Raw genomic sequence first — 20846 nt, 5'->3', positions numbered from 1 at the left:
CTTCGGCGCGCGCCGTCCGTCGGGGCCGGTCACCCGGCCGATGCCGAGAGTGCCGCCTTCTTCGGCGCCGGGAACCGGTTGGCGGGCCGGGGGAGTCCGTAGTGCTCGCGCAGCGTCGTGCCGGTGTAATCCGTACGGAACAAGCCTCTCTCCTGCAGGATGGGGACGACCTCGGTGGCGAACGCCTCGAGGCCCGAGGGCAGCACGGCCGGCATGATGTTGAACCCGTCGGCCGCTCCGTGCTCGAAGTAGTGCTGGATCGTGTCGGCGACCTGCACGGGGGTGCCGGCGAACGTGCGGTGCCCGCGCCCGCCGCCGAGTTTGCCGATGAGCTGGCGCACGGTCAGGTTGTCGCGGCGGGCCCAGTCGACGATCAGGGTGCGCCGGCTCTTGGCCCCCTCGATCTCGTCCTCGCCGGGCAGGTCGTCGGGCAGCGGCTCGTCCAGGCGCAGCCGTGCGGGGTCGACGCGCAGGGTGTGCGCGAGCGTGCCGATGGCGTACTGCGGCGCGATCAGCCGGTCCAGTTCGGCGTCGAGTTCGCGCGCCTCGGCCTCGGTGGCCCCGATGACCGGCACGATGCCGGGCAGGATGACGACGTGATCGGGGTCGCGCCCGGCCGCGGCCACCCGGCGTTTGAGGTCGGCGTAGAAGGCCTGGCTCTCGGCCAGTGTGGGCTGCGCGGTGAAGACGGCCTCGGCCCAGCGGGCGGCGAAGTCCTTGCCGTCCTCCGACGAGCCGGCCTGCACGAGCAGGGGGTGGGCCTGTGGCGAGCGCGGCACGTTGAGCGCGCCCTCGACGCGGAAGTGCGCACCTTCGTGCGCGATCGCTCGCACCCGCTCACTCAGCGCGTGCACCCCGGCCGCCTTGTCGGCCACGATCGCGTCGTCGGCCCAGCTGTCCCACAGTTTGGTCGACACGTCGAGGAACTCGTCGGCGCGTTCGTAGCGGGCCCGGTGCAACGGCTGGCCGGCCAGCCCGAAGTTGCGCGCGGCGGCGTCCCCGGCCGTGGTCACGATGTTCCAGCCGGCCCGGCCGCCGGAGAGGTGGTCGAGCGAGGCGAACCGGCGGGCCAGGTTGTAGGGCTCGTTGTAGGAGGTCGACGCGGTCGCGATCAGGCCGATCCGGCTGGTGCCGGCGGCCAGGGCGGCCAGCAGCAGCGTCGGTTCCAGTTTGCCGGCCGGGCGGCGGCCGGGGTCGCTCCACAGCACCGGGCTGTCGGCCAGGAAGACCGAGTCGAACTTGGCGTCCTCGGCCACCCGGGCCAGATGCTGGTGGGCGGCGAGCGAGAGATTCGCGTACGGGTCGGCGGCGGGCAGCCGCCACGACGCCTCGTGGTGCCCGGTGTCGTGCAGAAACAGGTTGAAGTGCAGTTGGCGGCTCATCGGCCCTCCCCTTCGACTCCCAGTTCGGCCAGCAGGAATGCGCGCAGTTCGTCCCGCGGGCGGTCCGGTTCCACCCGTACGTCGGTGCGCACCACACCGCCGTCGAGCACGATCACGCGGTCGGCCAGCACGATCGCCTCGTCCACGTCGTGCGTCACCAGCAGCACGGCGGGCCGGTGGGCCTCGCACAGTTTGCGCAGCAACGCGTGCATCCGGATGCGCGTCAACGCGTCCAGCGCGCCGAACGGCTCGTCGGCCAGGAGCAACTGCGGTTCCCGTACGAGGGAGCGCGCGAGCGACGCGCGTTGCTGCTCGCCGCCGGACAGCTCGAACGGCCACGCCCGCTCGCGCCCGGCCAGCCCGACCTCGGCCAGGGCCTGCCGCCCGCGCCGGTCGGCGTCGCTGCCGCGCAGCCCGAACACCACGTTGTCGAGCACGCGTTTCCAGGGCAGCAGCCGCGAGTCCTGGAAGACGACCGACACCGACGCGGGGACCGTGATGCGGCCACGCCCGGCGACGTCGCGGTCGAGCCCGGCCAGGGCCCGCAGCAGTGTGCTCTTGCCGGTGCCGGAGCGCCCGATCAGCGCCACGAACTCGCCCGCCGCGATGTCCAGGTCGAGGCCGTTGAGCACGCCTCCGTTCGCGGTGAAGCTGCGGTGCAGGCTGCGGACCCGGACGGCGGGTTCGGTGGTCAGCCCTCGAGTGTCTGTCGCCATGCGAGCACCTTCCGTGCGGTGAGGCGGACGGCGGTGTCGGCGCAGTAGCCGAAGATGCCGTAGATGACCAGGCCTACCACGATCACGTCGGTCTGCCCGTACTGCTCGGCCAGCGTGATCATGTGGCCGATGCCCGCGGTGGCGTTGTACTGCTCGACCACGACCAGGCCGAGCAGCGACGACGTGACCGCGAAGCGCATGCCGAGCAGGAATCCGGGCAGCGCGCCGGGCAGCACCACGTGCCGCACGAACTCGCCGCGGCGCAGGTCCAGGGTCTCGGCCAGCTCGGCGTAGCGGCCGTCGATGCCGCGCAGCCCGTTGTGGGTGTGCACGTAGATCGGCACCAGGCTGATCAGCGCGATGGTCACGATCTTCATCTCCTGGCCGATGCCGAACCAGGCGATGAACAGCGGGATCAGGGCGAGCGTGGGGATCGACCGCTTGATCTGGATGGGCCCGTCGATCAGCGACTCGCCGGCCCGCGACAGCCCGGACAGCACCGCCAGCACCGCGCCGGCGAGGACGCCGACGGCCAGGCCCGAAGCGGCCCGGGACAGCGACGACAGGATGTCGCCGAGCAGGTCGTGGTCGGTCCACTGCTCGCCGAACGCGACGACCACGTCCCACGGCGAGGTGAGGATGGCCGGCTTGATCAGGCCGGTGGCCGAGCCGGCCGACCAGATCGCCAGCACCACGGCCGGGCCGACCCAGAACGCGCCCCGGAAGCGGCGGCCCGGGCCGAGCCGGCGGCGGACGACGCGCACGTCACCCTCGTACGGGGTGGGCGGGGCCTCGGTGACGGTCATGCGGCATCACCGGTGACGACCTTCGAGCCGGCCGCCTCGGCCTCGACCTTCTCGAAGCGCCGGTCGACCAGCGTGGTCACGTCGAGCTTGTCGTGTTTCTGCTCGGCCGCCAGCAGGTCGGCGGTCGCCTGCAGCCGGGCGATGGCGTTGTCCCAGGTGGCCGGGATGCCCTTGGCGCCGTCGGCGGCGATGACGTCCTTCGCGTCCGCCGCGCTCAGACCCTGGACCGCCTGCAGGTACGCCTTCGAGTAGCCGTCGGGGTTGTCGTTCTGCCACAGCAGCGCCTTGGCCCGCAGTCCGACGTAGACCTTGAGCGCCGCGGCCTTCTCGGCGTCCTGCACCGCGGAGGTCAGGCAGTACAGGGTGGACGCGTCGTCGCGGATGCCGGTCAGGATCGCCGTGGCCCCGGGATACTTGCCCTTGTAGATCTTCACGTTGGCCGCCCCGATCGGCGCCACGTCGACGGCCTTGCTGCCCAGCGCGGTCACGTACGAGTCGCCGGTGCTGGTCAGCTCGACCAGCGTGACGTCCTTCTGGGTCAGGCCGGCCTTCTGCAGCACCCGCAGCACCAGTGCGCCCTGGGCCTGCCCGGCGCTGTAGGCGATCCTCTTGCCGCGCAGGTCGGCCAGGGACGTGACGGTCACGCCGGGCGCGACGCCGAGCTGATAGATCGGGTGGGTGAGGGGGTCGACGATCACGGACTGGAACACGATCTTGGTGGAGGTGCCGGTCCACGCGGCGAACAGCGACGGGATGTCGGCCACCGCGCTGCAGTCGAGCTTGTCGGCCCGGAACGCCTGGATGCTCTGCGGGCCGCCGCTGATGTTGGCCCACTCGACCGTGACGCCGGCCTCGCTCAGCTCCTTGTCCAGGCCCGAGGCGCCCAGGACGGCCTGGATCGCCGGGTCGCCGATGCGGATCTCGGTGCCGCTGGGCACCTGCTCGGGCAGCGCGGCCGTCAGCTCCAGGGCCGCGCCGCCGTCGTCGCCGCAGGCCGCCACGGTGGCGGCCAGCAGGACGGCGGCCGACAGGGAAAACAGTCTCCTCACAGGGGGCTCCGTTCACGGTGCGAAGGATTCACGGTGCGGGGGAGCGCGCGCTGCAATTCATACTAAGCAGCTAGGAGAACAAGGCAACCAAGTGCTCGACTGAATTAAATACGCGCAGGTGAAAGGGGTTGCGCGTAGATGTGGTCGAGCGCCACCGCGCCGCCTGCCACGGCAAGTACGGTGGTCGGGAAGCTGGTGGCATGGACCACCCGCGCGACGTCGGCGCCCGCGGCCGACCAGGCCGCGACCTCGGCCCGCAGCGTGGCCAGGCAGGCCGGGACCCGGTTGGCGCCCGCCTCGGCCACCACCAGCACCTCGGGGTCGAACAGGTCGAGCAGCAGCGCCGCGGCCCGGCCCACGAGCCGGGCCCGCTCGTGGAACAGTCCCAGCGCTCGCGCGTCACCCTCCTGAGCCGCCGTGACCAGGGCGAGCAGGTCGGTGGCGCCCGAGCGGCGGACGAGGGTCTGCTCCGAGACGGCCGCCTGCAGACAGCCCGTACGGCCGCACGAACAGCGCTCGGTGCACCCCTCGACGTTCAGGTGCGCGACTGCCCCGGCGGCCGAACGCGGCCCCTGATGCACCACGCCGCCGGTCGCGAAGGCCACGTCGACCACGTTGCCCGCGAACAGGTGGACCGCGCTCTGCCGGGCCCGCCCGGCGACCGCGCCGAACAGTTGCTCCGCGCGCAGCAGGGCCCGCGAGTTGCTGTCCACCCGTACGGGAAAACGGGTGGCCCGGGACAGCGTGGCCGCCACCGGCACATCGCGCCAGCCCAGCGCCGGATGCTCCACGACCGTGCCGGTCACCGCGTCCACCCACCCGCCGGTGGCGACGCCGACACCCAGCACCCGGCGCCGCCGGCGCAGCCGGCCGATCCGCTCGGCGACCCGGTCCAGCACACTCGCCGGATCGCGCCCGGCGTGCGGCTCGCGATGCTGCTCGATCACCCGGCCCCGCAGGTCGAGCAGGGCCACCGTGGCGTGCGGGACAGCGATGTGCACGCCGATCACCGCCACCGCCTCGGCGTCGATCACCAGTGGCACGGTCGGGCGGCCGATGCCCGGGCGCCCCGCGGCCTCCGGCGCCTCCCGGATGAGGCCCCGGCTCAGCAGCGAGGTCGCGACGCCGCTGATCGAGGCGGCCGACAGCCGGGTCGCCCGGGCCACCGAACTGCGGGCGACCGGGCCGTGGTCGAGCACGGCGCGCAGCACCGCCCCGGCCGAGTCCATCTCAGCAGGCTAACGCCGGCCGAGGCGCCCGCAGGCCAGGCGTCATAGGACGTTTCAGGGTCGGTAACACCGGGCCCGCGGTGATAGAAACGGTCGGGTGAGTGATTTCGCGGATCTCGACGCCTACGTTCGCCTGCCTCGTGTCGACGGGCTGTGGCTCGCGCCCGGCGGCGACCGCCTGGTGGTCGGCCTGGCCACGCCGAACAAGGAGAACGATCGCTACACCACCGCGCTGTGGGAGGTCGACCCGCGCGCCGAGCGGCCCGCCCGGCGCCTGACCCGCAGCCTGAAGGGCGAGGCGGCGGCCGCGTTCACGCCGGAGGGAGATCTGCTCTTCACGTCCGCGCGTGAGCTCGAGGACGGCGAGGAGGGTTCCGCGCTGTGGCGGCAGCCCGCGGGCGGCGGCGACGCGTACGTGCTGGCCAAACTGCCCGGGGGAGTGCACGGCGTCCAGGTCAGCGCGAACGGCACGCTGGTGGCCGGGTCGGCCCTGCTGCCCTCGGCGACCGGCGTCGACGACGACAAGGACGTCCGCAAGCGGCGCAAGGAGTCCGGGGTCTCGGCGATCCTGCACGAGGGCTACCCGATCCGCTTCTGGGATTCCGACCTCGGCCCGGCCCGGCCCCGGCTGGTCACCGCGGCCCTGACCGACGAGCTGGACCTGCGCGACCTCACCGGGCACGCCGGGGTGGCGCTGGACGCCGACGCCGACTGGGACATCACCCCCGACGGGCGCACCGTCGTGACCACCTGGACGATCACCGAGCAGGGCGGCTCGCTGCGCACCACGCTGGTCGCGATCGACGTGGCCACCGGTGAGCGGCGCGACCTGGCCGCCGGCCCCGCCCACGAGTACGGCGCGCCGCGCATCTCGCCCGACGGTGCCACCGTGGCGTTCACGGTGCACGAAGTGTCCACACCCGAGGAGCCGGGCGACTCCTGGCTGGCCCTCATGCCGGTGGCAGGCGGAGCCGTACGGGATCTGACCGCCGGGTGGGACCGCCGGCCCGAAGCTGCCCGCTGGACGCCGGACGGCGCCACACTGATCGTGGCGGCCGACGACGACGGGCGCGCGCCGCTGTGGCGGGTCGACGCCGAAACCGGTGAGGTCACCCGGCTGACCTCCGACAACGGCTTCTACTACGACGTCCGCGTCGCGCCGGACGGCCGGTGGGCGTACGCGTTGCGCAGCGCCGTCGACAGCCCGCCGGCGCCCGTCCGGGTGAGCCTCACGGGCGAGGGCGCCGTCGAGTTCCTGCGCGGCCCGGCCGAGGCACCGGACCTGCCCGGACGCCTCGAAGAGGTCGAGACGACGGCGGCCGACGGCACCCGCGTACGGGGGTGGCTGGCTCTGCCCGGCGGGGACGGCGCGCCCTTCCCGCTGGTGCTGAAGATCCACGGCGGGCCGATCAGCTCGTGGAACTCCTGGTCGTGGCGGTGGAACCCGTGGGTCTGGGTGGCCCGGGGCTACGCGGTGCTGATGCCCGACCCGGCCCTGTCCACCGGCTACGGCTACGAGTTCATCAGGCGCGGCTGGGGCGCCTGGGGCGACAAGCCCTACACCGACCTGATGGCGATCACCGACGCGGTCGTGGCCCGGCCCGACATCGACGAGACCCGGACGGCGGCGGCCGGCGGCTCGTTCGGCGGCTACATGGCCAACTGGGTCGCCGGGCACACCGACCGCTTCGACGCCATCGTCAGCCACGCGAGCCTGTGGTCGCTGGACCAGTTCACCGGCACCACCGACTTCTCGTTCTACTGGTCGCGCGAGCTGAGCCCCGAGCGGCAGCGGGAGAACTCGCCGCACCGCTTCGCCGACGCCATCACCACCCCGATGCTGGTGATCCACGGCGACAAGGACTACCGCGTGCCCATCGGGGAGGGGCTGCGCCTGTGGTGGGACCTGGTGTCCCGGTCCAAGACGGACGGGGTGCCGCACAAGTTCCTCTACTACCCCGACGAGAACCACTGGATCCTCACCCCGGGCAACGCCAAGGCCTGGTACGCCACCGTTCTGGCCTTCCTCGACCACCACGTACGCGGTGCGCAGTGGGAGCGCCCGGACCTGTTCGGGTGACCGCCGTGGACGAGGTCGAGGTGGTCGTGGCGCACAGCGAGCGCGCGACCCTGCGCGTGGGCGACGTCTTCGTGAAGGTCGACGGCAATCCGGGGCGGCTCGACGTCGAGGTCGAGGCGATGGCCCTGGCCCCGGTGCCGACCCCGGAAGTGTTGTGGCGCAAGCCGAACGTGCTGGCCATCGCGAAGGTGCCCGGTCAGGCCCTCGGCCGTCTCGGCACGCCGTCGACCGCCTCGGCGGGGGCGTGGGCGGCGGCCGGGGCCGCGGTGCGGAGGCTGCACGAGGCGCCGCTGCCACCCTGGGTGGGGCCCGGCCTGGACGACATGGTGGCGGAGCTCGACACCGAATGCGAGTGGCTCGTCGCCAACGGCGTGCTCCCGGCCGAGCTCGTCCGGCGCAACCGGGAGGTTGCCGCGGCCGCGCTGCGGCCCTGGAAGCCGGCCTTCACCCACGGCGATCTGCAGACCATGCACTTCTTCGTCTCCGGCGACGAGCTGAACGGCGTGATCGACTGGTCGGAGGCGGCCCAGGGCGACGCGCTGCTCGACCTGGCCGTGATGACCCTCGGGCAGGAGGACCGGCTGGACGACCTGCTCGCCGGGTACGGGACCGACGTCGACGTCGCGGTGATCCGGGGGTGGTGGTCGGTGCGCAGCCTGACGGCGTCGCGCTGGCTGATCGAGCACGGCTTCGACCCGGACACACCGGGCTGCGAGTTCGACGTGCTCCGGGCCCGGATGCGCGATTAATCGTTCGCCGCCGCGCGGCGGGCTGGCTAAGGTCCTCCCATGCGGCATCGCCTGAGCTCTGCCGAGACCGGTCCGGCCCTGCGGGCGCTGGCCGAGTGGACCCCGGCCGACGCGCCGAGCGGCGGGCTGCATCCCGGCGACCTGGGGTGGCACCTGCGCTTCGACGACGCGGAAGCCCTGTTGTGGACCGACGGCGAGGCGCCGGTGGCGGTCGGATATCTCGACGACGGCGTGCTGCGGGTGACCACCGCCCCCAGCGCGGACCGCGAGGCGCTGGCGGCCGAGGTCGAGGAGCTGTTCGACGGGGCACCGGGTTCGGTGGACGGCTTGCCCATGCCCGGATGGGACCGTGACCCGGACGCCTGGGCCGTGCTGTCGTGGACGCCGCGGCCGGTGACGACCCGCGCCCAGCCGGTCGGCGCGGGCGACGTGGCCGACCGGGTGCTGGTGCAGCGGTCGGCTTTCAAGAACTCGACTTTTACGATCGAGAGGCGCCAGGCGATGCTGCGGTCCCCGGCGGCCGCGCTGGCCGACGACGTCTTGGTCCGCACCCCGGCCGGTGAACCGGCGGCCGCCGCGACCGGCTGGTTCGCGGGCGAGGGCCGATGCGGGCTGCTGGAACCGGTCGGCACCCACGCCGATCACCGCGGCCACGGCTACGGCCGCGAGGCCGTGTGGGGTGCGTGCGCGGCCCTGGCCGCGCGGGGCGCGAGCGCGGTCGCCGTGGTGACGCCGGTGTCGAACGTGGCCGCGGTCGCGCTCTACCGGTCGGCCGGCTTCACCCAGCTGCGCGAGAACCACGACTGGATCCGCCGGGCGTAGAGCCTGTGCTGCCACGTGATCGGCGGGACAGGCCCTACGCTTCGCCCATCACCAGGCCCTCGATCGTGTGCTTCTGGGTGATCGGGGTGAGCCGGTCGACGATCGGGCAGTGCAGGTGGTCGCGGACCTGCTGCGGCAGCGCGTCCCAGTAGGGCTTGGTCACGGCCATGGCGTGCTTGTCGCTGTTGGTCGCGTCGGCCGCGTCCACGCCGAGCACCAGCACCGGGCGGGACAGCTCGGACTTGTTGGCCGTGCCGCGGTGGATTGTCAGGGCCGAGCGGGCCGAGATGTCGCCGCGCTGGGGGTATTTGCGCACGGCCAGCGAGTTGTAGCGCTCGTAGTGCGGCTTGGGCGGGAACATGTCGTGGCCGAACTCGGGGCTGTCGTCGAACTGGGTGCCGGGGGCGATCTCGAACGGGCCCATGTCGTCCGTGGTGTCGACGCCGGTCAGGTTGAAGGCCAGCGAGTTCAGCCGCCGCTCTTTGCGGGTCACCTCGGGCATCGGGAAGTCGCGGTGCCACGGCTGGTTGACCGCGCCGGCGAACGGGATGTCGAAGCCCAGCTCGACGATCTCGTAGTCGTCGCCGAGCACGTCCGTGCAGACCGCGGTCACCCACGGATGGGTGACCAGATCGACGAAGCCGCGTAGCTGTTCCGGGTGAATCTCCACGTAGTAGCGCTTCGGGCCGCGGCCCACGGCACCGCCCTCGCGCGCGCTGGCCTCGGCGAACGCGGCCTCGATGTCCTCGCGCATCGCATCGGCCCAGGCCACGCTGAACGCGCCGCGCAGGGCCGTGATGCCGTCGGTGTAGATCGCCTCGCGGGCGCCCTCAGCAATATTCATACCCTTCATGTTGCAACGTGGCATGCCACGTTGCAAGTGGTAGCTAGGATGGTTTTGTGGGAGCCAACCTGAGACAGGTCGCCGAGCGCGCCGGCGTCTCCGTCCGCACGGTGTCCAACGTGGTTTCCGGATTCGCGCTGGTCGCGCCGCAGACGCGTGAGCGGGTGCAGCGGGCCATCGACGAACTGCAGTACAAGCCGAACGCCGCCGCCCGGCACCTGCGCGGCGGCCGGTCCGGCCTGGTCGCGCTGGTGCTGCCCGAGATCGCCTCGCCCTACTTCGGCGAGCTCGCCGGTCACCTGGCCGACGGCGCCGAGACGTACGCGTGGACGTTGCTGGTGCAGCAGACGGGTGGCGACGCCGACCGGGAAAGGGAGCTGCTGGACGGCGTACGGGGTCAGGCCGTCGACGGTTTGATCATGAGCCCGTGGGCCCTGTCGCCGGCCGAGCTGACCCGGCGCCCCGACAGCGCCCCGCTCGTGCTGCTGGGCGAACAGGACGCGGGCGGGCTGCACGACCACGTCGCGATCGACAACGTGGCCGCGGCGGCCGCCCTGACCCGGCACCTGATCGAGAGCGGGCGCCGCCGGATCGCCGCCATCGGGCTGCAGCCGCACCTGGAGAACGGCACCGCGGCGCGGCGGGCCCAAGGCTACCGGCAGGCGCTGAGTGCGGCCGGCATCCCGTACGGGAAAGAACTCGAACTCGACGTGCGCAGCCTGCACCGGGCCGACGGCGCCGCGGCGATGAACCGGCTGCTCGACAGCGGGACCGAGGTGGACGCGGTGTTCTGCTTCACCGACCAGCTCGCGCTGGGGGCCATGCACGTCGCGATCGAGCGGGGGCGGCGCGTGCCGGAGGACCTGGCCGTGGCCGGATTCGACGACATCGAGGACGGCCGCTACGCCAACCCCGCGCTCACCACCGTCGCGCCCGACAAGGCCGCGCTGGCCGACGCCGCCCTGGCCTGCCTGGCCGACCGGGTGGGCCGCCGCGAGGATCCGCCGCCGGCCCGCCGGATCATCGTGCCGCACCGCCTCGAAGTGCGGGGCAGCGCTCCTCCCGACGGAGGGTCGCGGTTACTCATCGAATAATCTAGGTTGCTGGATGTCACGCTTCACTGTTCGAGAACAGGAGCACAACGTGGTGTCCCGCATAAAACTCGGCGCCGTGGCCGCGGCCGCAACCTTGCTCGGTGGCTTCGGCGTCGCGCAACCCGCACAGGCGTCCGGCAACTCCACCAAGGATCTGACCACATCCGTCACGCTCGCGGGCGTGCTGCGCCATCTGGTGGCCTTCCAGGCGATCGCCAAGCTCAACGGCGACACCCGGGCCTCGGGAACGCCCGGGTACACCCGCAGCGCGGACTACGTCGCCACGCTGATGCGCGCGGCCGGATACCAGGTGACCCGGCAGCCGTTCCCGTTCAACTTCTGCTCCGACGACGCCTCCTCGTTCACGCAGAACACACCGACCCCGACCGCGTACGTCGACCAGGTCGACTACGACGTGCTCGACTGCTCGGGCAACGGCACCGCCACCGGCGCGGTCGTGCCGGTCGACCTGCAACTGACCACGCCCAACACCAGCACCTCGGGCTGCGAGGCCGGGGACTTCGTGGGGGTCTCCGGCAACATCGCGCTGATCCAGCGGGGCGGCTGCGGGTTCGGCGTCAAGGCGACCAACGCCCAGGCCGCCGGCGCGACCGGGGTCATCATCATGAACCAGGGCGACACGACCGGCCCCGACCGGCAGGATCTCTTCCTCGGCACGCTGGGCGGCCCGGTCGGGATCCCGGCCGTCGCGGTGTCCTATCCGCAGGGAGTCGCGTTCGCCGGCACCGCTGGACTGACCGTCACCATCTCGGCCGACACGGTGGCCGAGGTGCGTCAGACCGAGAACGTCATCGCCGAGTCCCGCTACGGCAACGCCGACAACGTGGTCATGACGGGCGCCCACCTCGACTCGGTGCCGGAGGGCCCGGGCATCAACGACAACGGCACCGGCAGCGCCGGCATCCTCGAAGTCGCGCTGCAAGCCCGCAACCTCAAGAGCAAGAACAAGCTGCGGTTCGCCTGGTGGGGCGCCGAGGAGGCCAACCTGGTCGGCTCGACGTTCTACGTCAACAGCCTGTCCGAGGCCGAACACGCGAAGATCAAGCTGTATCTGAACTTCGACATGATCGGCTCGCCCAACTACACGTTCGGCGTCTACGACGGCGACGACTCCGACGCCACGGGCGCCGGTCCCGGCCCGGCCGGCTCGGCCCAGATCGAGCAGGTCTTCCAGCGGTTCTTCGCCACCCGCAAACAGGCCACGGCGGCGAGCGACTTCACCGGCCGCTCCGACTACGGCCCGTTCATCGGCACCGGCATCCCGGCCGGCGGCCTGTTCACCGGGGCCGAGGTCGAAAAGACGGCGGACGACGTGGCCAAGTGGGGCGGCCTCGCCGGAGTGGCGTACGACCCGTGCTACCACGAGGCGTGCGACAGCTTCACCCCCGAACGCGACGGCGCCGACAAGGCCGTCTACGCGCAGCTGCGCAAGAAGTACAAGCTGGTGGGCAACGTGAACACGTTCGCCCTCGACACGAACGCCGACGCCGTCGCGACCGCGGTGGGCACCTTCGCGCAGGACATCTCGTCCATTCCGCCGCGCCCCGCGCCCGCGGGCACCGCGCTCGCCCGCGTCTCCGGCACGAGCGGTCACGGTCTGGTTGAGTAAGGAGATCGAAACCGAGGAGGCTGTCATGGGCAATCACGTGTATCGGCTGACCGAGGTCGTCGGAAGCAGCCAGGAAAGCGTGGACGACGCGATCCGCACGGCGATCCGCAAGGCGGCCCAAACCGTACGCAACATCGAATGGTTCGAGTCCCAGGAAATCCGCGGCCAGGTCGTCGACGGTGACGTCGCCTACTTCCAGGTACGGCTGAAGATCGGCTTCCGGGTCGAGGACTGATTACTCCACCGGCTGGTGGGCGGAGCCCGTTCCCGCTCGCCAGCCGGTCGGCCGTTCGACTGCCCCGCTGCGCCCGGCGCACTGCCGTCCTGCCGCGATGGGCGCCTTTCCGTGCTCGCTGCCCCGCCGCTTCGCCGCCCCGTCGCCTCGCATTCCTCGCTGTCTCGCCGCCGCGCCGCCGCGCAGCCCTCACCGTCCCGCCGCCCCCGCCGCATCGCCGCCCCGCTGTCTCGCCGCCGCGCCGCCCTTGCTGTCCCGCCGCCGCGCCGCCCTTGCTGTCCCGCCGCCCCCGCCGTCCCATTGCCCCTGCTGTCCCGCGGCCTCGCCGCCCGCCGCGCCGCCCCTGCTGTCCCGCGGCCTCGCCGCCTACCGCGCCGCCCTTGCTGTCCCGCGGCCTCGCCGCCTCCGCCGTCCCCCGCCGCGGCCGCCGCGCTTGGCCGGGCGGTCAGTGCTTGGCCGGGCGGTCAGTGCTTGGTCGGCGGTCAGGCCGCGCGTGGTCGGCGGTGGGTCAACGCTTGGTCAGGGCGATGAGCGCGCGCAGGAAGCCGTCGCGGTCGGCGGGTGGGAAGGCGGCCAGCAGGTCGGCTTCGCCCGCGCGGACCTCGGACTGGATCGCCTGGTGCACCTGGCGCCCGGCGTCGGTCAGGTCGAGCAGCCGGACGCGGCGGTCGGACGGATCCGGTTCCCGCTCGATCAGTCCGCGTTTCTGCAGCTCGTCGAGCACGGGAATCAGTCGCGTCTTGTCGGCGCCGATGCCCGCGGCCAGCGCGGCCTGGGTGCGCATCGGGCTTTCGCGCAGGGCAGTCAGCACCGCGTACGCCCACATCGACACGCCGTGCCGGTCCAGGATCGGCTGCTCCATCGCCAGCAGCAGCCGGCCCAGCCGGAACACCATGGCGCCCAGATCCTCGCGCTCCTCCACGAGGACTACTCCTATCACCCGTTGACTAATCATAAGCGAGCGCACACGATAGGCACATGCTTACGATTGAGATCGACGCCCGGCCGGCCGATGCTGCGGCGGTTCGCGGCACTGTCGACGTGGTAGCCCGGACCACCGACACCGACCTGACCCGGCCCACACCCTGCGCAGGGTGGAATCTGGCCACGCTTCTGACCCACATGACCGAGCAGCACTACGTATTCGCCACGGCCGCCGGTGGACGCACTCCTTCGCGGGCAGACCTCGGCCCATCCGTCTCTGCTTCCGGTTTCGCCGGGTCGTCGCGCGACATCGTCCGGCAGTACGAGGAGTCCGCCGAGGCTGTGCTGACCGCGTTCGCGGCCGTCGACGACCTCGACGCGCCGTTCTGGATCCCCGAGTTCGGCCGCTCGGTGCCCGGCCGGCTGGCCATCGGCTTCCACCTGGTCGACTACGTGGTGCACGGCTGGGACGTCGCCCGCGCGCTCGAAGTGACCTACGCGCCCGACCCCGACGCCGTGGCCCTCTCGCTCTCGGTGGCGCGGGCTGTCCCCGACGGCCCCGAGCGCCGCGAGTCGAAGTCTCCTTTCGCCCCCGCGTTGCCGGTGCCCGCCGGCGCGGACAGCCTGACCGAGATACTGCTGCTCCTCGGTCGGGACCCTTCTCGTCCGCTGAGCTGAGCCCCGGGTCCGGGCGGCGGCCTAAGTTTCGGCTCAGGCGATGGGTCGGCCGAGTGCGCGACTACGGCCGCGGAACTCGGCCAGTGTCGTGCCGTCCTCGCGGGTGACCGTCACGTCGTAGAGGCCGGAGCGGCCGCGCCGGGCTCGTTCGACCGCGTGGGCCCTGAGCACGTCGCCGGCCCGGCCCGACTCCAGGAACGTGATGTCGAAACCGGCGGCGACGGTCACTTCCCCGTACGTGTTGCACGCGACCGCGAACGCGCTGTCCGCGAGCGAGGCGAGCAGCCCGCCGTGCAGAAGGGCGTAGCCGTTGACCATGTCGTCCCGGACGCGCATCGTCAGCACCGCCCAGCCCGGGCCGACATCGTCGAGCTCGATGCCGAGGCCCCGGCTGGCCGCATCCTGGCTCAGCATGATCTCCGCGAATCGGCGAGCATCCGAAGACATCAGTGGAACCTAGCACCCACTCGGGTGCGCAGATCGTGGCCGTTGACGCTCACTCGTGTCGGGTGTGCGCACCTGCTCGTCCAGTGCTGCTCGTTCGTCGGCGCCTTCTGACCATTCGAGCATGTGTGTGCATTCTGCGCACCGAGCGGGTGTGTGCATTCTGCGCACCGAGCATGTGTGTGCATTCTGCGCACCGAGCGGGTGTGTGCATTCTGCGCACCGAGCATGTGTGTGCATTCTGCGCACCGAGCGGGTGTGTGCATTCTGCGCACCGAGCATGTGCGTGCATTCTGCGCACCGAGCATGTGCGTGCACTTTGCGCACCGAGCGGGTGGGTGCGGACGTGCGTTTGTTGCTCGCTGACTGCGTGATGCTGTCCGAACCCGTCTGATCAGGAGGTCGTGGTGTCGCATGCTATCTTGAACATGTTCAGTTGAACGCGTTCAAGAAGGTGGGGCGTCATGGACCGGCTGACCGGGCCCGGCTGGGCCGGGCTTTACGTGGTGGTCGCGGTGTGCGTTCTGCTGTTCGTGCCACTCGGGCTGGGTGCCCTCGGCGGGCGCGCCGAGCGGGTGCACCGTCTGCGGGCGCTGGTGGTGCGTTGGTGGCCGGTGGTGGCGGTGCCGGCCGTGGTCGCGATGGTTTTGCCGCGGGGGTGGGCGGCGGGATTGCTGTGTGTTCCCTACCTGGTGGGCTGCTGTGTGGTTCCCCTGGTGGTGTGGCGTGACCGGCTTGTGGCTTTTGCGGCGGCCTGCCTGCCCGTGGCGGCGGCGGGCCTTGCGGCCGAGCGGGCGGGGTATGCGCTGCTCGGGTTTCCGCCGGGGATTCTTGGGCTCACGGCCGCGCACTTTCATGTTGCCGGGTTCGGTGCGATGGTGCTGCTCGCGCTGACCGATGAGCGGAAAGTGCTGGCGCCGGCGGGGGTCGGGCTGGTCGGCGTGGGGTTTCTGGTGGGTGGGCAGACCGGTGACCTGATCGAGTTGCTGGGGGCGGCTCTGCTGAGCTCAGGGCTGTGGCTGGCGATCGCCTCGCGTACGGGGAAAGCTTTTCGGTTCTTGCTGGCCCTGAGCATCGTCACGATGGGGCTGGCCTTGCTGTACGCGTCGGGGCAGGTCGTCGACCTGCCGCATCTCAACCTGACGTGGATGGTGCTGACGCATGGGGTGCTCAATGCGGCCGCCGTGCTCACCGCGTTGTTCGTCGCCTACGCGGAGCGGGCGCAGACGCACGTGTGGACGCATCGCATCGGCGCCGGCCGGGAGCGGTTCGAGCTGGCGTCGCAGGCGCTGCTGGCGTGGGAGATGCACCGCCGTTCGTGGGCCTGGGTGGAGCCGGGGACGCCGCCGGCTTTCGAGGGGCAGCACATGCGGTCCGACCTGGGGTTCGGCCGGTTCCGAGTGCCGGAGCCGTGTGAGGTGCTCGACGTTGTGCGCGCCGAGAACCGCACGTCTTTGCACTATCTGGCGTTGCCGGGGCACACCTTCGAGGGCGACGAGCGCTTCACGGTTCTGCTCGGCGCGGACGACTCCGTGCATTTCCAGGTGCGGGTCACGGCCAAGCCGGCCCGCCTGATCAGCCGGCTCGCCGGGCCGCTCGTGCCGGTCGCACAGTGGATCTTCATCGCTCGCTGCGCCCGGGCGCTGGCCCACGCGGACCGGCTGCCGGTCAGGTGACCGCGGGCGGCAGGACCCGGTCCACGTCCGCGGCTCCGGCCGCCTCGTACACCGCGGTCACGGCTGACCTCGGCAGCTCGCCGTAGATGTGCGGGAACAAAACGCCTCGATCGGGTGCCTCCTCCCACCGCAGGGTCGCCCCGAGCGGCTCCGTCTCGATGGCCAGCAGCACAAGCTTCGGCTCCTGGCCGAACACCAGCCGCGCGGTCTCACCGACGTGTTCACGGCTCGAGCAGTGGATGAACCCGCTGCTGTGGTCGAACGGGGAACCGTCGAAACGGCCGTCGGCCTCGAACGCCGCCCACTCCGAGGGCAGCAGAATCTTGTAGATCAGCACCCGTCGACCTTCGCAGACGCGCTCCTGCCTGCTCGCCGCGGGCGGTACGCCGGCACCCGCGCCGCCGCGGCTACCATCGACGCCGTGACAGCGCTGCGATGGTACGGCGGGCTCGCCCTGGTGATTTTCGGCATCGTGCCCACGGTGATGATTGCGCTGCTGGTCAACAGCGGCCGCACGCCCTCGTCGGTGGGTTACCTGCTGCTGGTCGGCATCCCGCTGGTGGGCGCCGCGGCCGTGTTTCTCGTACGGGGTCTGGTCGAGAAGGACCCGGAGCAGGCGGCGCGCCGGCTGCACCTGAGCATGGCCCTGGTGGCCGGCGCCGACCTGGTGTTGCTGGGCGGCAACGCCCTGCTGAGGATGGGCAATTAGGAGGCGAGCGCGCCCCACACGTGCCAGCGCTCGATCACCAGCCGCCCGCTGACCCGGGCCCGTTCCCGGTTGGGGTAGGGGTTGCCGCCGTAGTGCCGTGACAGCGCGTCGATGTCCTGCAGTCCGACGTCGTCGGTGAGTTCCTCGACCCGGCCCTGCAGGCTGACGTGGGTGTACCAGTCGTCCTTGTCGAGCACGGTCAGTGACACCCGCGGGTCGCGTTGCAGGTGCTTGAGCCGGGCCCGGCCGCCGTCGAGGTTGAGCAGCACCCGCCCGTCGTCCTCCAGCAGATACCAGGTGGCCACGCTGACGGGACGCCCGTCTTTGGCCAGGGTGGCCATCACGGCCGGGTTGGGCTGCCGCAGCATGGCGGCGACGTGCTCGGGCAGAGCTTCGGTAGACATGATCAGACCCTACGGTTTCCGGGCGACCCCACCGAACTGGTAGACCTCAGTGCCGGCTGCGGGGTCGCCGGGCTCGGGCCGCCACTGCGTGCACGTGACTACCCCGGGTTCGAGCAGTTCAAGCCCGTCGAACCAGCGCAGCATCTGGTCTTTGCGGCGCAGCGTGATGGGCGGGGTGGCCGTCGCGTTCCACTGCCGGGCGGCCGCCGCGGACTCCTCGGGCCGCACCTCGAGCGTCGGGTGGGCCACGGCCAGATAGCTGCCGGGGGGCACGGCCGCCAGGAGACGACCGACGATCCCGTACGTCTCCTGGTCGCTCGCGACGAAGTTGAGCACCCCGAGCAGGAGGACCGCGACCGGTTGCTCGAAGGTGAGCGTTTGCCGCGCGGCTTCCAGGATGCCACTCGTGTCGCGCACATCCGCGTCGACGTATTCGGCCTCGCCGTGCAGCAACGCGCGTGCATGAGTGAGCACCAGCGGGTCGTTGTCCACGTACACGACCCGGCTTTGCGGCGCGATCGCCCGCGCCACCTCGTGCGTGTTGTTCGCGGTGGGCAGCCCCGCCCCGATGTCCAGGAACTGGCGGATGCCGGCGTCGGCGGCCAGGAAACGGACGGCTCGCTGCAGGAACGCCCGGTCGGCGCGGGCGGAGGCCACGATGTCGGGCAGGAACTGCCGCACCTGATCGCCCACGGCCCGGTCGGCGGGGTAGTTGTCGGTTCCGCCCAGCCAGTAGTTCCAGATCCTCGCCGTGTGCGGCACGTCGATGTTCACCAGCGTCCTCCCGGTGGCGATCCAGCATGGACAATCATAGATTTCCGGCGCCCGGCCCGGCGAGAGCGAGCAGGCTGGCGGGATGGTGGTGGCGGCGGATTACGCGTGGGCGATCGAGACCTACGCGCTGGACCTGAACTTCTGCCTGACCTTCGTACGGGGGCTGGAACCGGACGAAGTGATCGAACGGCTCGGTGGGGCCGATCCGGTGCCGGTAAGAGGCTCCGGACGGGCTCTGAGCGGCGCCGGCCCGATCCGCACGTGGGTCGACGAGCGCGGCGCGGAGCATCCGACGGAGCTGGACTACGTCGCCGTGACCCGGGCCGGAGACTGGGCGATGATCATTGAACCCAACGGGTTTCTGTGCACCGGCGACGAGGTCGTGCGGGTGTTGTCGGCGGGCGGCGAGATGGTGTCGCTCTACTTCAACGAGAACACCACGCCGCAGTTCTCGTTCGCGCTCGACGGCCGCCGGATCGTCGTGTTCGACCCGGGACACCCGCCGGGACGCTACGGCGACGACCCCGGCCGCCTCGACGGGCTGCTGGCGGAGCTCGGGTTCGTCACCGCTGCCGCCCCGGACGACGAGCTGTGGGCGGAGGAGTACGACGAGGAGTACCTGGAACGGGCGCTCGCGCTGATGGAGCGGATCACCGGCGTGCGCTGGGATGCGGACTTCCTCGCGAACGCGACGTTCTCCTGCGCCGGCGTCGGGCCGGACGCCGCGGCCCGGCCCTGGTACGACGAGGTGCGGGAGGAGCTGGCGGCCCACGCCGACGACACGGTGCCCGAGGGCGACTTCGACCGGTGGGGTGAGCGCGACGTCAGCGATCCGCGGATCAGGGCGCTCGGCTCGGCCGGGGTACGGCTGTTCCGGGAGGATCGCGAGCTGGCCACGGCGATCGCGTACGCGCCGGCGGAGCTGATCGAGCGGATGGCCCGCTGGGCCTGGGAGCGGCCGTTCCGGATGGCCGGCCTGTCCGGTGAGGCGTGGCTGGCGCCGATCCGCGACCGGGTACGCCGGGGCGAGCTGGTCCCGCCCGAGGAGGTGCGGCTGGTCGAGGACCGGATGGACGCCCACTTGCGTTCGGTGCTGCCGCCGTGGTTCGACGAGGATCAGCGGCGCAACAACGCGCGGGCGCTGGTGGTGGGGTGGGATTCGCACGGGCCCGTGGCCGACCTGTGCTGGGCGTTCGCCAGGGCCGAGGGCGCCGGCGGCGGTGCGTGGCCGGCCCTGTTCGCCGACCTGCGGCGCGACTTCCCCGACCTGGCGGGCGTGGTGATCCCGCCGCCGGGGGAGCCGCCGGTCGAACGCGCCGCCGTGCGCCGCAAGCGGGAACGCCGCGAACGGGAGTGGGCGGAGTACGACCGTCAGGAGGCGGAGCGCCGCTGGGGCGGCCGCGTCCCGGCCGATGAGCGGCTGCTGGATCCCGAGGTGCGGATGTACGCCGCTGACCTGGCTCGAGCCGACCGTGAAGTGCTCGATCGGATCGCGGCGGCGGATCCGCGGACGCAGCGCGCGATGGCGGCCTGGGCGGTTCGGGCCTGCTGCACCCGCGCCGGTCTGATCGGTGCGGACTGGGTTGAGGCGGGAGTGTCCGCACTCGAGCGCGGTGACCCGCCGCCGCCGTGGTTCGCCGACTTCGAGGCCGCCTTCGCCCGGTGGCAGGGGGTGCCGAAGGAGAGCCTGATCCGCACGGCCAGTTTTCAGACCGACGCGGATCCCGGTGCGCCGCCGCGGATCGAGCCCGCTGTGCTCGCGCTGGGCGCCGTGCTGGGCGCGCGCCACGACAATCCGCTGGTGGCGGTCCTCGACCCGCTGCGGACCGCGCTCATGCTGGACGATCCGGCGACGGTTCTGGCCGGCTTACGGGTGGCGTTCCGCCTGGCTTGAGGCGGCCCAGGTAGTGCTGCCACAGGATGCGGGCCGCGACCGCACGCCACGGGCGCCAGGGTTCGGCGCGCAGGGTGGTCTCGGCGGGGGAGGGCAGGGCCGGCAGCTGCCACAGTTCGGCGATCGCCGCGATGACGGCCAGGTCGCCGGCGGGCCACGCGTCGGGCCGGCCCAGCACCGAGAGCCGGTAGATCGTCGACGTCCACGGGCCGATGCCGGGCAGGGCCTGCAGCTGCCGGTCGACCTCGGCGTCGTCGAGGGTGGCCAGCTCGTCGAGGTTCAGGGTGCCCTCGAGGACGGCGGTGGCCGCGGCCCGGGCGTACCGGGTCTTCTGCCGGCTGAAGCCGACCGCGCGCAGCTGCTGGTCGTCCAGGGCGAGCAGGCTTTCCGGGGTCAGCGGGCCGGCCTGCGCGCGTAAGCGGTCGAAGACGGCCCGCGCCGAGGCCAGCGACACCTGCTGTTCGAGCATGATGTGCAGCAGCGACGGGAAGCCGGGCTCCCGGTCCCACAGCACGGGCATGCCGTGGCGCTCCACGACGGCCGCGAAGACGGGTTCGCGCCGGCTGAGTTCGTCCACGCCGGCGTGCAGGGAGGCTTCGGTGAGCACCTCCCCACGCTAGTCGGCGCGGGCGGGGGAGCCGTCCGGCCGACGGTGGGGTGGCCGGCCGGACGACCCCCGGCGGTGGAGAAACTGATCTTGGGTACGC

22 protein-coding genes are annotated in these 20846 nt (G+C 71.9%); 10 read left to right on the top strand and 12 right to left on the bottom strand.

What is annotated here, in order from left to right:
• Positions 1-29: 29 nt before the first annotated feature.
• The 5 genes from BKA14_RS19165 to BKA14_RS19145 form a co-directional block, all read right to left on the bottom strand.
• Positions 30-1382 carry an LLM class flavin-dependent oxidoreductase gene (locus tag BKA14_RS19165; protein WP_184952297.1) on the bottom strand — a complete coding sequence of 451 codons (1353 nt, stop codon included), beginning with the start codon at positions 1380-1382 and terminating at the stop codon, positions 30-32.
• A complete protein-coding gene (locus tag BKA14_RS19160; RefSeq protein WP_184952296.1) occupies positions 1379-2098 on the bottom strand; it encodes an ABC transporter ATP-binding protein in 720 nt (239 codons plus the stop codon). The genes BKA14_RS19165 and BKA14_RS19160 overlap by 4 nt, the downstream gene beginning before the upstream one ends.
• Positions 2074-2904: an ABC transporter permease gene (locus BKA14_RS19155; RefSeq protein ID WP_184952295.1), complete on the bottom strand. Its 831-nt coding sequence runs from the start codon at positions 2902-2904 to the stop codon at positions 2074-2076. Before BKA14_RS19155 ends, BKA14_RS19160 begins: the two co-directional genes overlap by 25 nt.
• A complete protein-coding gene (locus tag BKA14_RS19150) occupies positions 2901-3953 on the bottom strand; it encodes an ABC transporter substrate-binding protein (protein WP_184952294.1) in 1053 nt (350 codons plus the stop codon). Before BKA14_RS19150 ends, BKA14_RS19155 begins: the two co-directional genes overlap by 4 nt.
• Positions 3954-4057: 104 nt before the next feature.
• Positions 4058-5182 carry an ROK family protein gene (locus BKA14_RS19145; protein WP_184952293.1) on the bottom strand — a complete coding sequence of 375 codons (1125 nt, stop codon included), beginning with the start codon at positions 5180-5182 and terminating at the stop codon, positions 4058-4060.
• A gap of 97 nt (positions 5183-5279) precedes the next feature.
• Between BKA14_RS19145 and BKA14_RS19140 the strand changes: the two genes are divergently transcribed.
• The 3 genes from BKA14_RS19140 to BKA14_RS19130 are packed head-to-tail and all read left to right on the top strand — an operon-like array spanning position 5280 to position 8833.
• Positions 5280-7262, top strand: a complete 1983-nt coding sequence (locus tag BKA14_RS19140) for a S9 family peptidase (RefSeq protein WP_184952292.1) — start codon at positions 5280-5282, stop codon at positions 7260-7262.
• Positions 7259-8011 (top strand): phosphotransferase family protein, encoded by a 753-nt coding sequence (locus BKA14_RS19135; protein WP_203722432.1) that lies wholly within the window; start codon positions 7259-7261, stop codon positions 8009-8011. Before BKA14_RS19140 ends, BKA14_RS19135 begins: the two co-directional genes overlap by 4 nt.
• Positions 8012-8050: 39 nt before the next feature.
• A complete protein-coding gene (locus BKA14_RS19130) occupies positions 8051-8833 on the top strand; it encodes a GNAT family N-acetyltransferase (RefSeq protein ID WP_184952291.1) in 783 nt (260 codons plus the stop codon).
• A gap of 34 nt (positions 8834-8867) precedes the next feature.
• Here the strand turns inward: BKA14_RS19130 and BKA14_RS19125 are convergent, their stop codons facing one another.
• Positions 8868-9677: a phytanoyl-CoA dioxygenase family protein gene (locus tag BKA14_RS19125; protein WP_239093021.1), complete on the bottom strand. Its 810-nt coding sequence runs from the start codon at positions 9675-9677 to the stop codon at positions 8868-8870.
• Positions 9678-9733: 56 nt separating this feature from the next.
• On the opposite strand from BKA14_RS19125, the gene BKA14_RS19120 reads away from it, so the two are divergent.
• Genes BKA14_RS19120 through BKA14_RS19110 form a run of 3 tightly spaced genes read left to right on the top strand, consistent with a single transcriptional unit; the run spans position 9734 to position 12636 of the window.
• Positions 9734-10771 carry a LacI family DNA-binding transcriptional regulator gene (locus BKA14_RS19120; RefSeq protein WP_184952289.1) on the top strand — a complete coding sequence of 346 codons (1038 nt, stop codon included), beginning with the start codon at positions 9734-9736 and terminating at the stop codon, positions 10769-10771.
• 49 nt (positions 10772-10820) lie between these two features.
• Positions 10821-12401 carry a M28 family peptidase gene (locus BKA14_RS43255; RefSeq protein ID WP_438861890.1) on the top strand — a complete coding sequence of 527 codons (1581 nt, stop codon included), beginning with the start codon at positions 10821-10823 and terminating at the stop codon, positions 12399-12401.
• A gap of 25 nt (positions 12402-12426) precedes the next feature.
• Complete coding sequence (locus tag BKA14_RS19110; RefSeq protein WP_133871881.1) at positions 12427-12636, top strand: dodecin; 210 nt, start codon at positions 12427-12429, stop codon at positions 12634-12636.
• 508 nt (positions 12637-13144) lie between these two features.
• On the opposite strand, the gene BKA14_RS19105 is transcribed toward BKA14_RS19110, so the two are convergent.
• A complete protein-coding gene (locus BKA14_RS19105; protein WP_239093023.1) occupies positions 13145-13558 on the bottom strand; it encodes a MarR family winged helix-turn-helix transcriptional regulator in 414 nt (137 codons plus the stop codon).
• 56 nt (positions 13559-13614) lie between these two features.
• Between BKA14_RS19105 and BKA14_RS19100 the strand changes: the two genes are divergently transcribed.
• Entirely contained in the window at positions 13615-14238 is a 624-nt protein-coding gene (locus tag BKA14_RS19100; protein ID WP_184952286.1) for a TIGR03086 family metal-binding protein, read from the top strand.
• A gap of 33 nt (positions 14239-14271) precedes the next feature.
• Here the strand turns inward: BKA14_RS19100 and paaI are convergent, their stop codons facing one another.
• Positions 14272-14685: a hydroxyphenylacetyl-CoA thioesterase PaaI gene (gene paaI / locus BKA14_RS19095; RefSeq protein WP_184952285.1), complete on the bottom strand. Its 414-nt coding sequence runs from the start codon at positions 14683-14685 to the stop codon at positions 14272-14274.
• Between the two features lie 461 nt (positions 14686-15146).
• Here paaI and BKA14_RS19090 point away from each other — a divergent pair, with 461 nt between their 5' ends.
• Positions 15147-16358: a YndJ family transporter gene (locus tag BKA14_RS19090; RefSeq protein ID WP_184952284.1), complete on the top strand. Its 1212-nt coding sequence runs from the start codon at positions 15147-15149 to the stop codon at positions 16356-16358.
• Here BKA14_RS19090 and BKA14_RS19085 read toward each other — a convergent pair.
• Positions 16351-16695 (bottom strand): DUF952 domain-containing protein, encoded by a 345-nt coding sequence (locus tag BKA14_RS19085; protein ID WP_184952283.1) that lies wholly within the window; start codon positions 16693-16695, stop codon positions 16351-16353. The genes BKA14_RS19090 and BKA14_RS19085 overlap by 8 nt on opposite strands.
• Positions 16696-16779: 84 nt before the next feature.
• Here BKA14_RS19085 and BKA14_RS19080 point away from each other — a divergent pair, with 84 nt between their 5' ends.
• Positions 16780-17067, top strand: a complete 288-nt coding sequence (locus tag BKA14_RS19080; protein ID WP_239093030.1) for a hypothetical protein — start codon at positions 16780-16782, stop codon at positions 17065-17067.
• On the opposite strand, the gene BKA14_RS19075 is transcribed toward BKA14_RS19080, so the two are convergent.
• Together BKA14_RS19075 and BKA14_RS19070 are read right to left on the bottom strand one after the other, a co-directional pair.
• On the bottom strand, positions 17064-17471 hold the full coding sequence (locus BKA14_RS19075) for a PPOX class F420-dependent oxidoreductase (protein ID WP_184952282.1): 408 nt from the start codon (positions 17469-17471) through the stop codon (positions 17064-17066). The genes BKA14_RS19080 and BKA14_RS19075 overlap by 4 nt on opposite strands.
• Positions 17472-17480: 9 nt before the next feature.
• Positions 17481-18248 (bottom strand): SAM-dependent methyltransferase, encoded by a 768-nt coding sequence (locus BKA14_RS19070; RefSeq protein WP_221477830.1) that lies wholly within the window; start codon positions 18246-18248, stop codon positions 17481-17483.
• Positions 18249-18327: 79 nt separating this feature from the next.
• Between BKA14_RS19070 and BKA14_RS19065 the strand changes: the two genes are divergently transcribed.
• Positions 18328-20139, top strand: coding sequence for a DUF6461 domain-containing protein (locus BKA14_RS19065; RefSeq protein ID WP_184952281.1), 1812 nt, complete (start codon positions 18328-18330; stop codon positions 20137-20139).
• Here the strand turns inward: BKA14_RS19065 and BKA14_RS19060 are convergent.
• Positions 20078-20746: a DNA-3-methyladenine glycosylase family protein gene (locus BKA14_RS19060; RefSeq protein ID WP_239093035.1), complete on the bottom strand. Its 669-nt coding sequence runs from the start codon at positions 20744-20746 to the stop codon at positions 20078-20080. The two genes, BKA14_RS19065 and BKA14_RS19060, sit on opposite strands and share 62 nt — an antisense overlap.
• Positions 20747-20846: the final 100 nt, after the last annotated feature.

Origin of the sequence: Paractinoplanes abujensis (genome assembly GCF_014204895.1) — a bacterium.
GTDB classification, from domain to species: domain Bacteria; phylum Actinomycetota; class Actinomycetes; order Mycobacteriales; family Micromonosporaceae; genus Actinoplanes; species Actinoplanes abujensis.
This window is presented reverse-complemented; position numbering and strand designations above follow the sequence as displayed.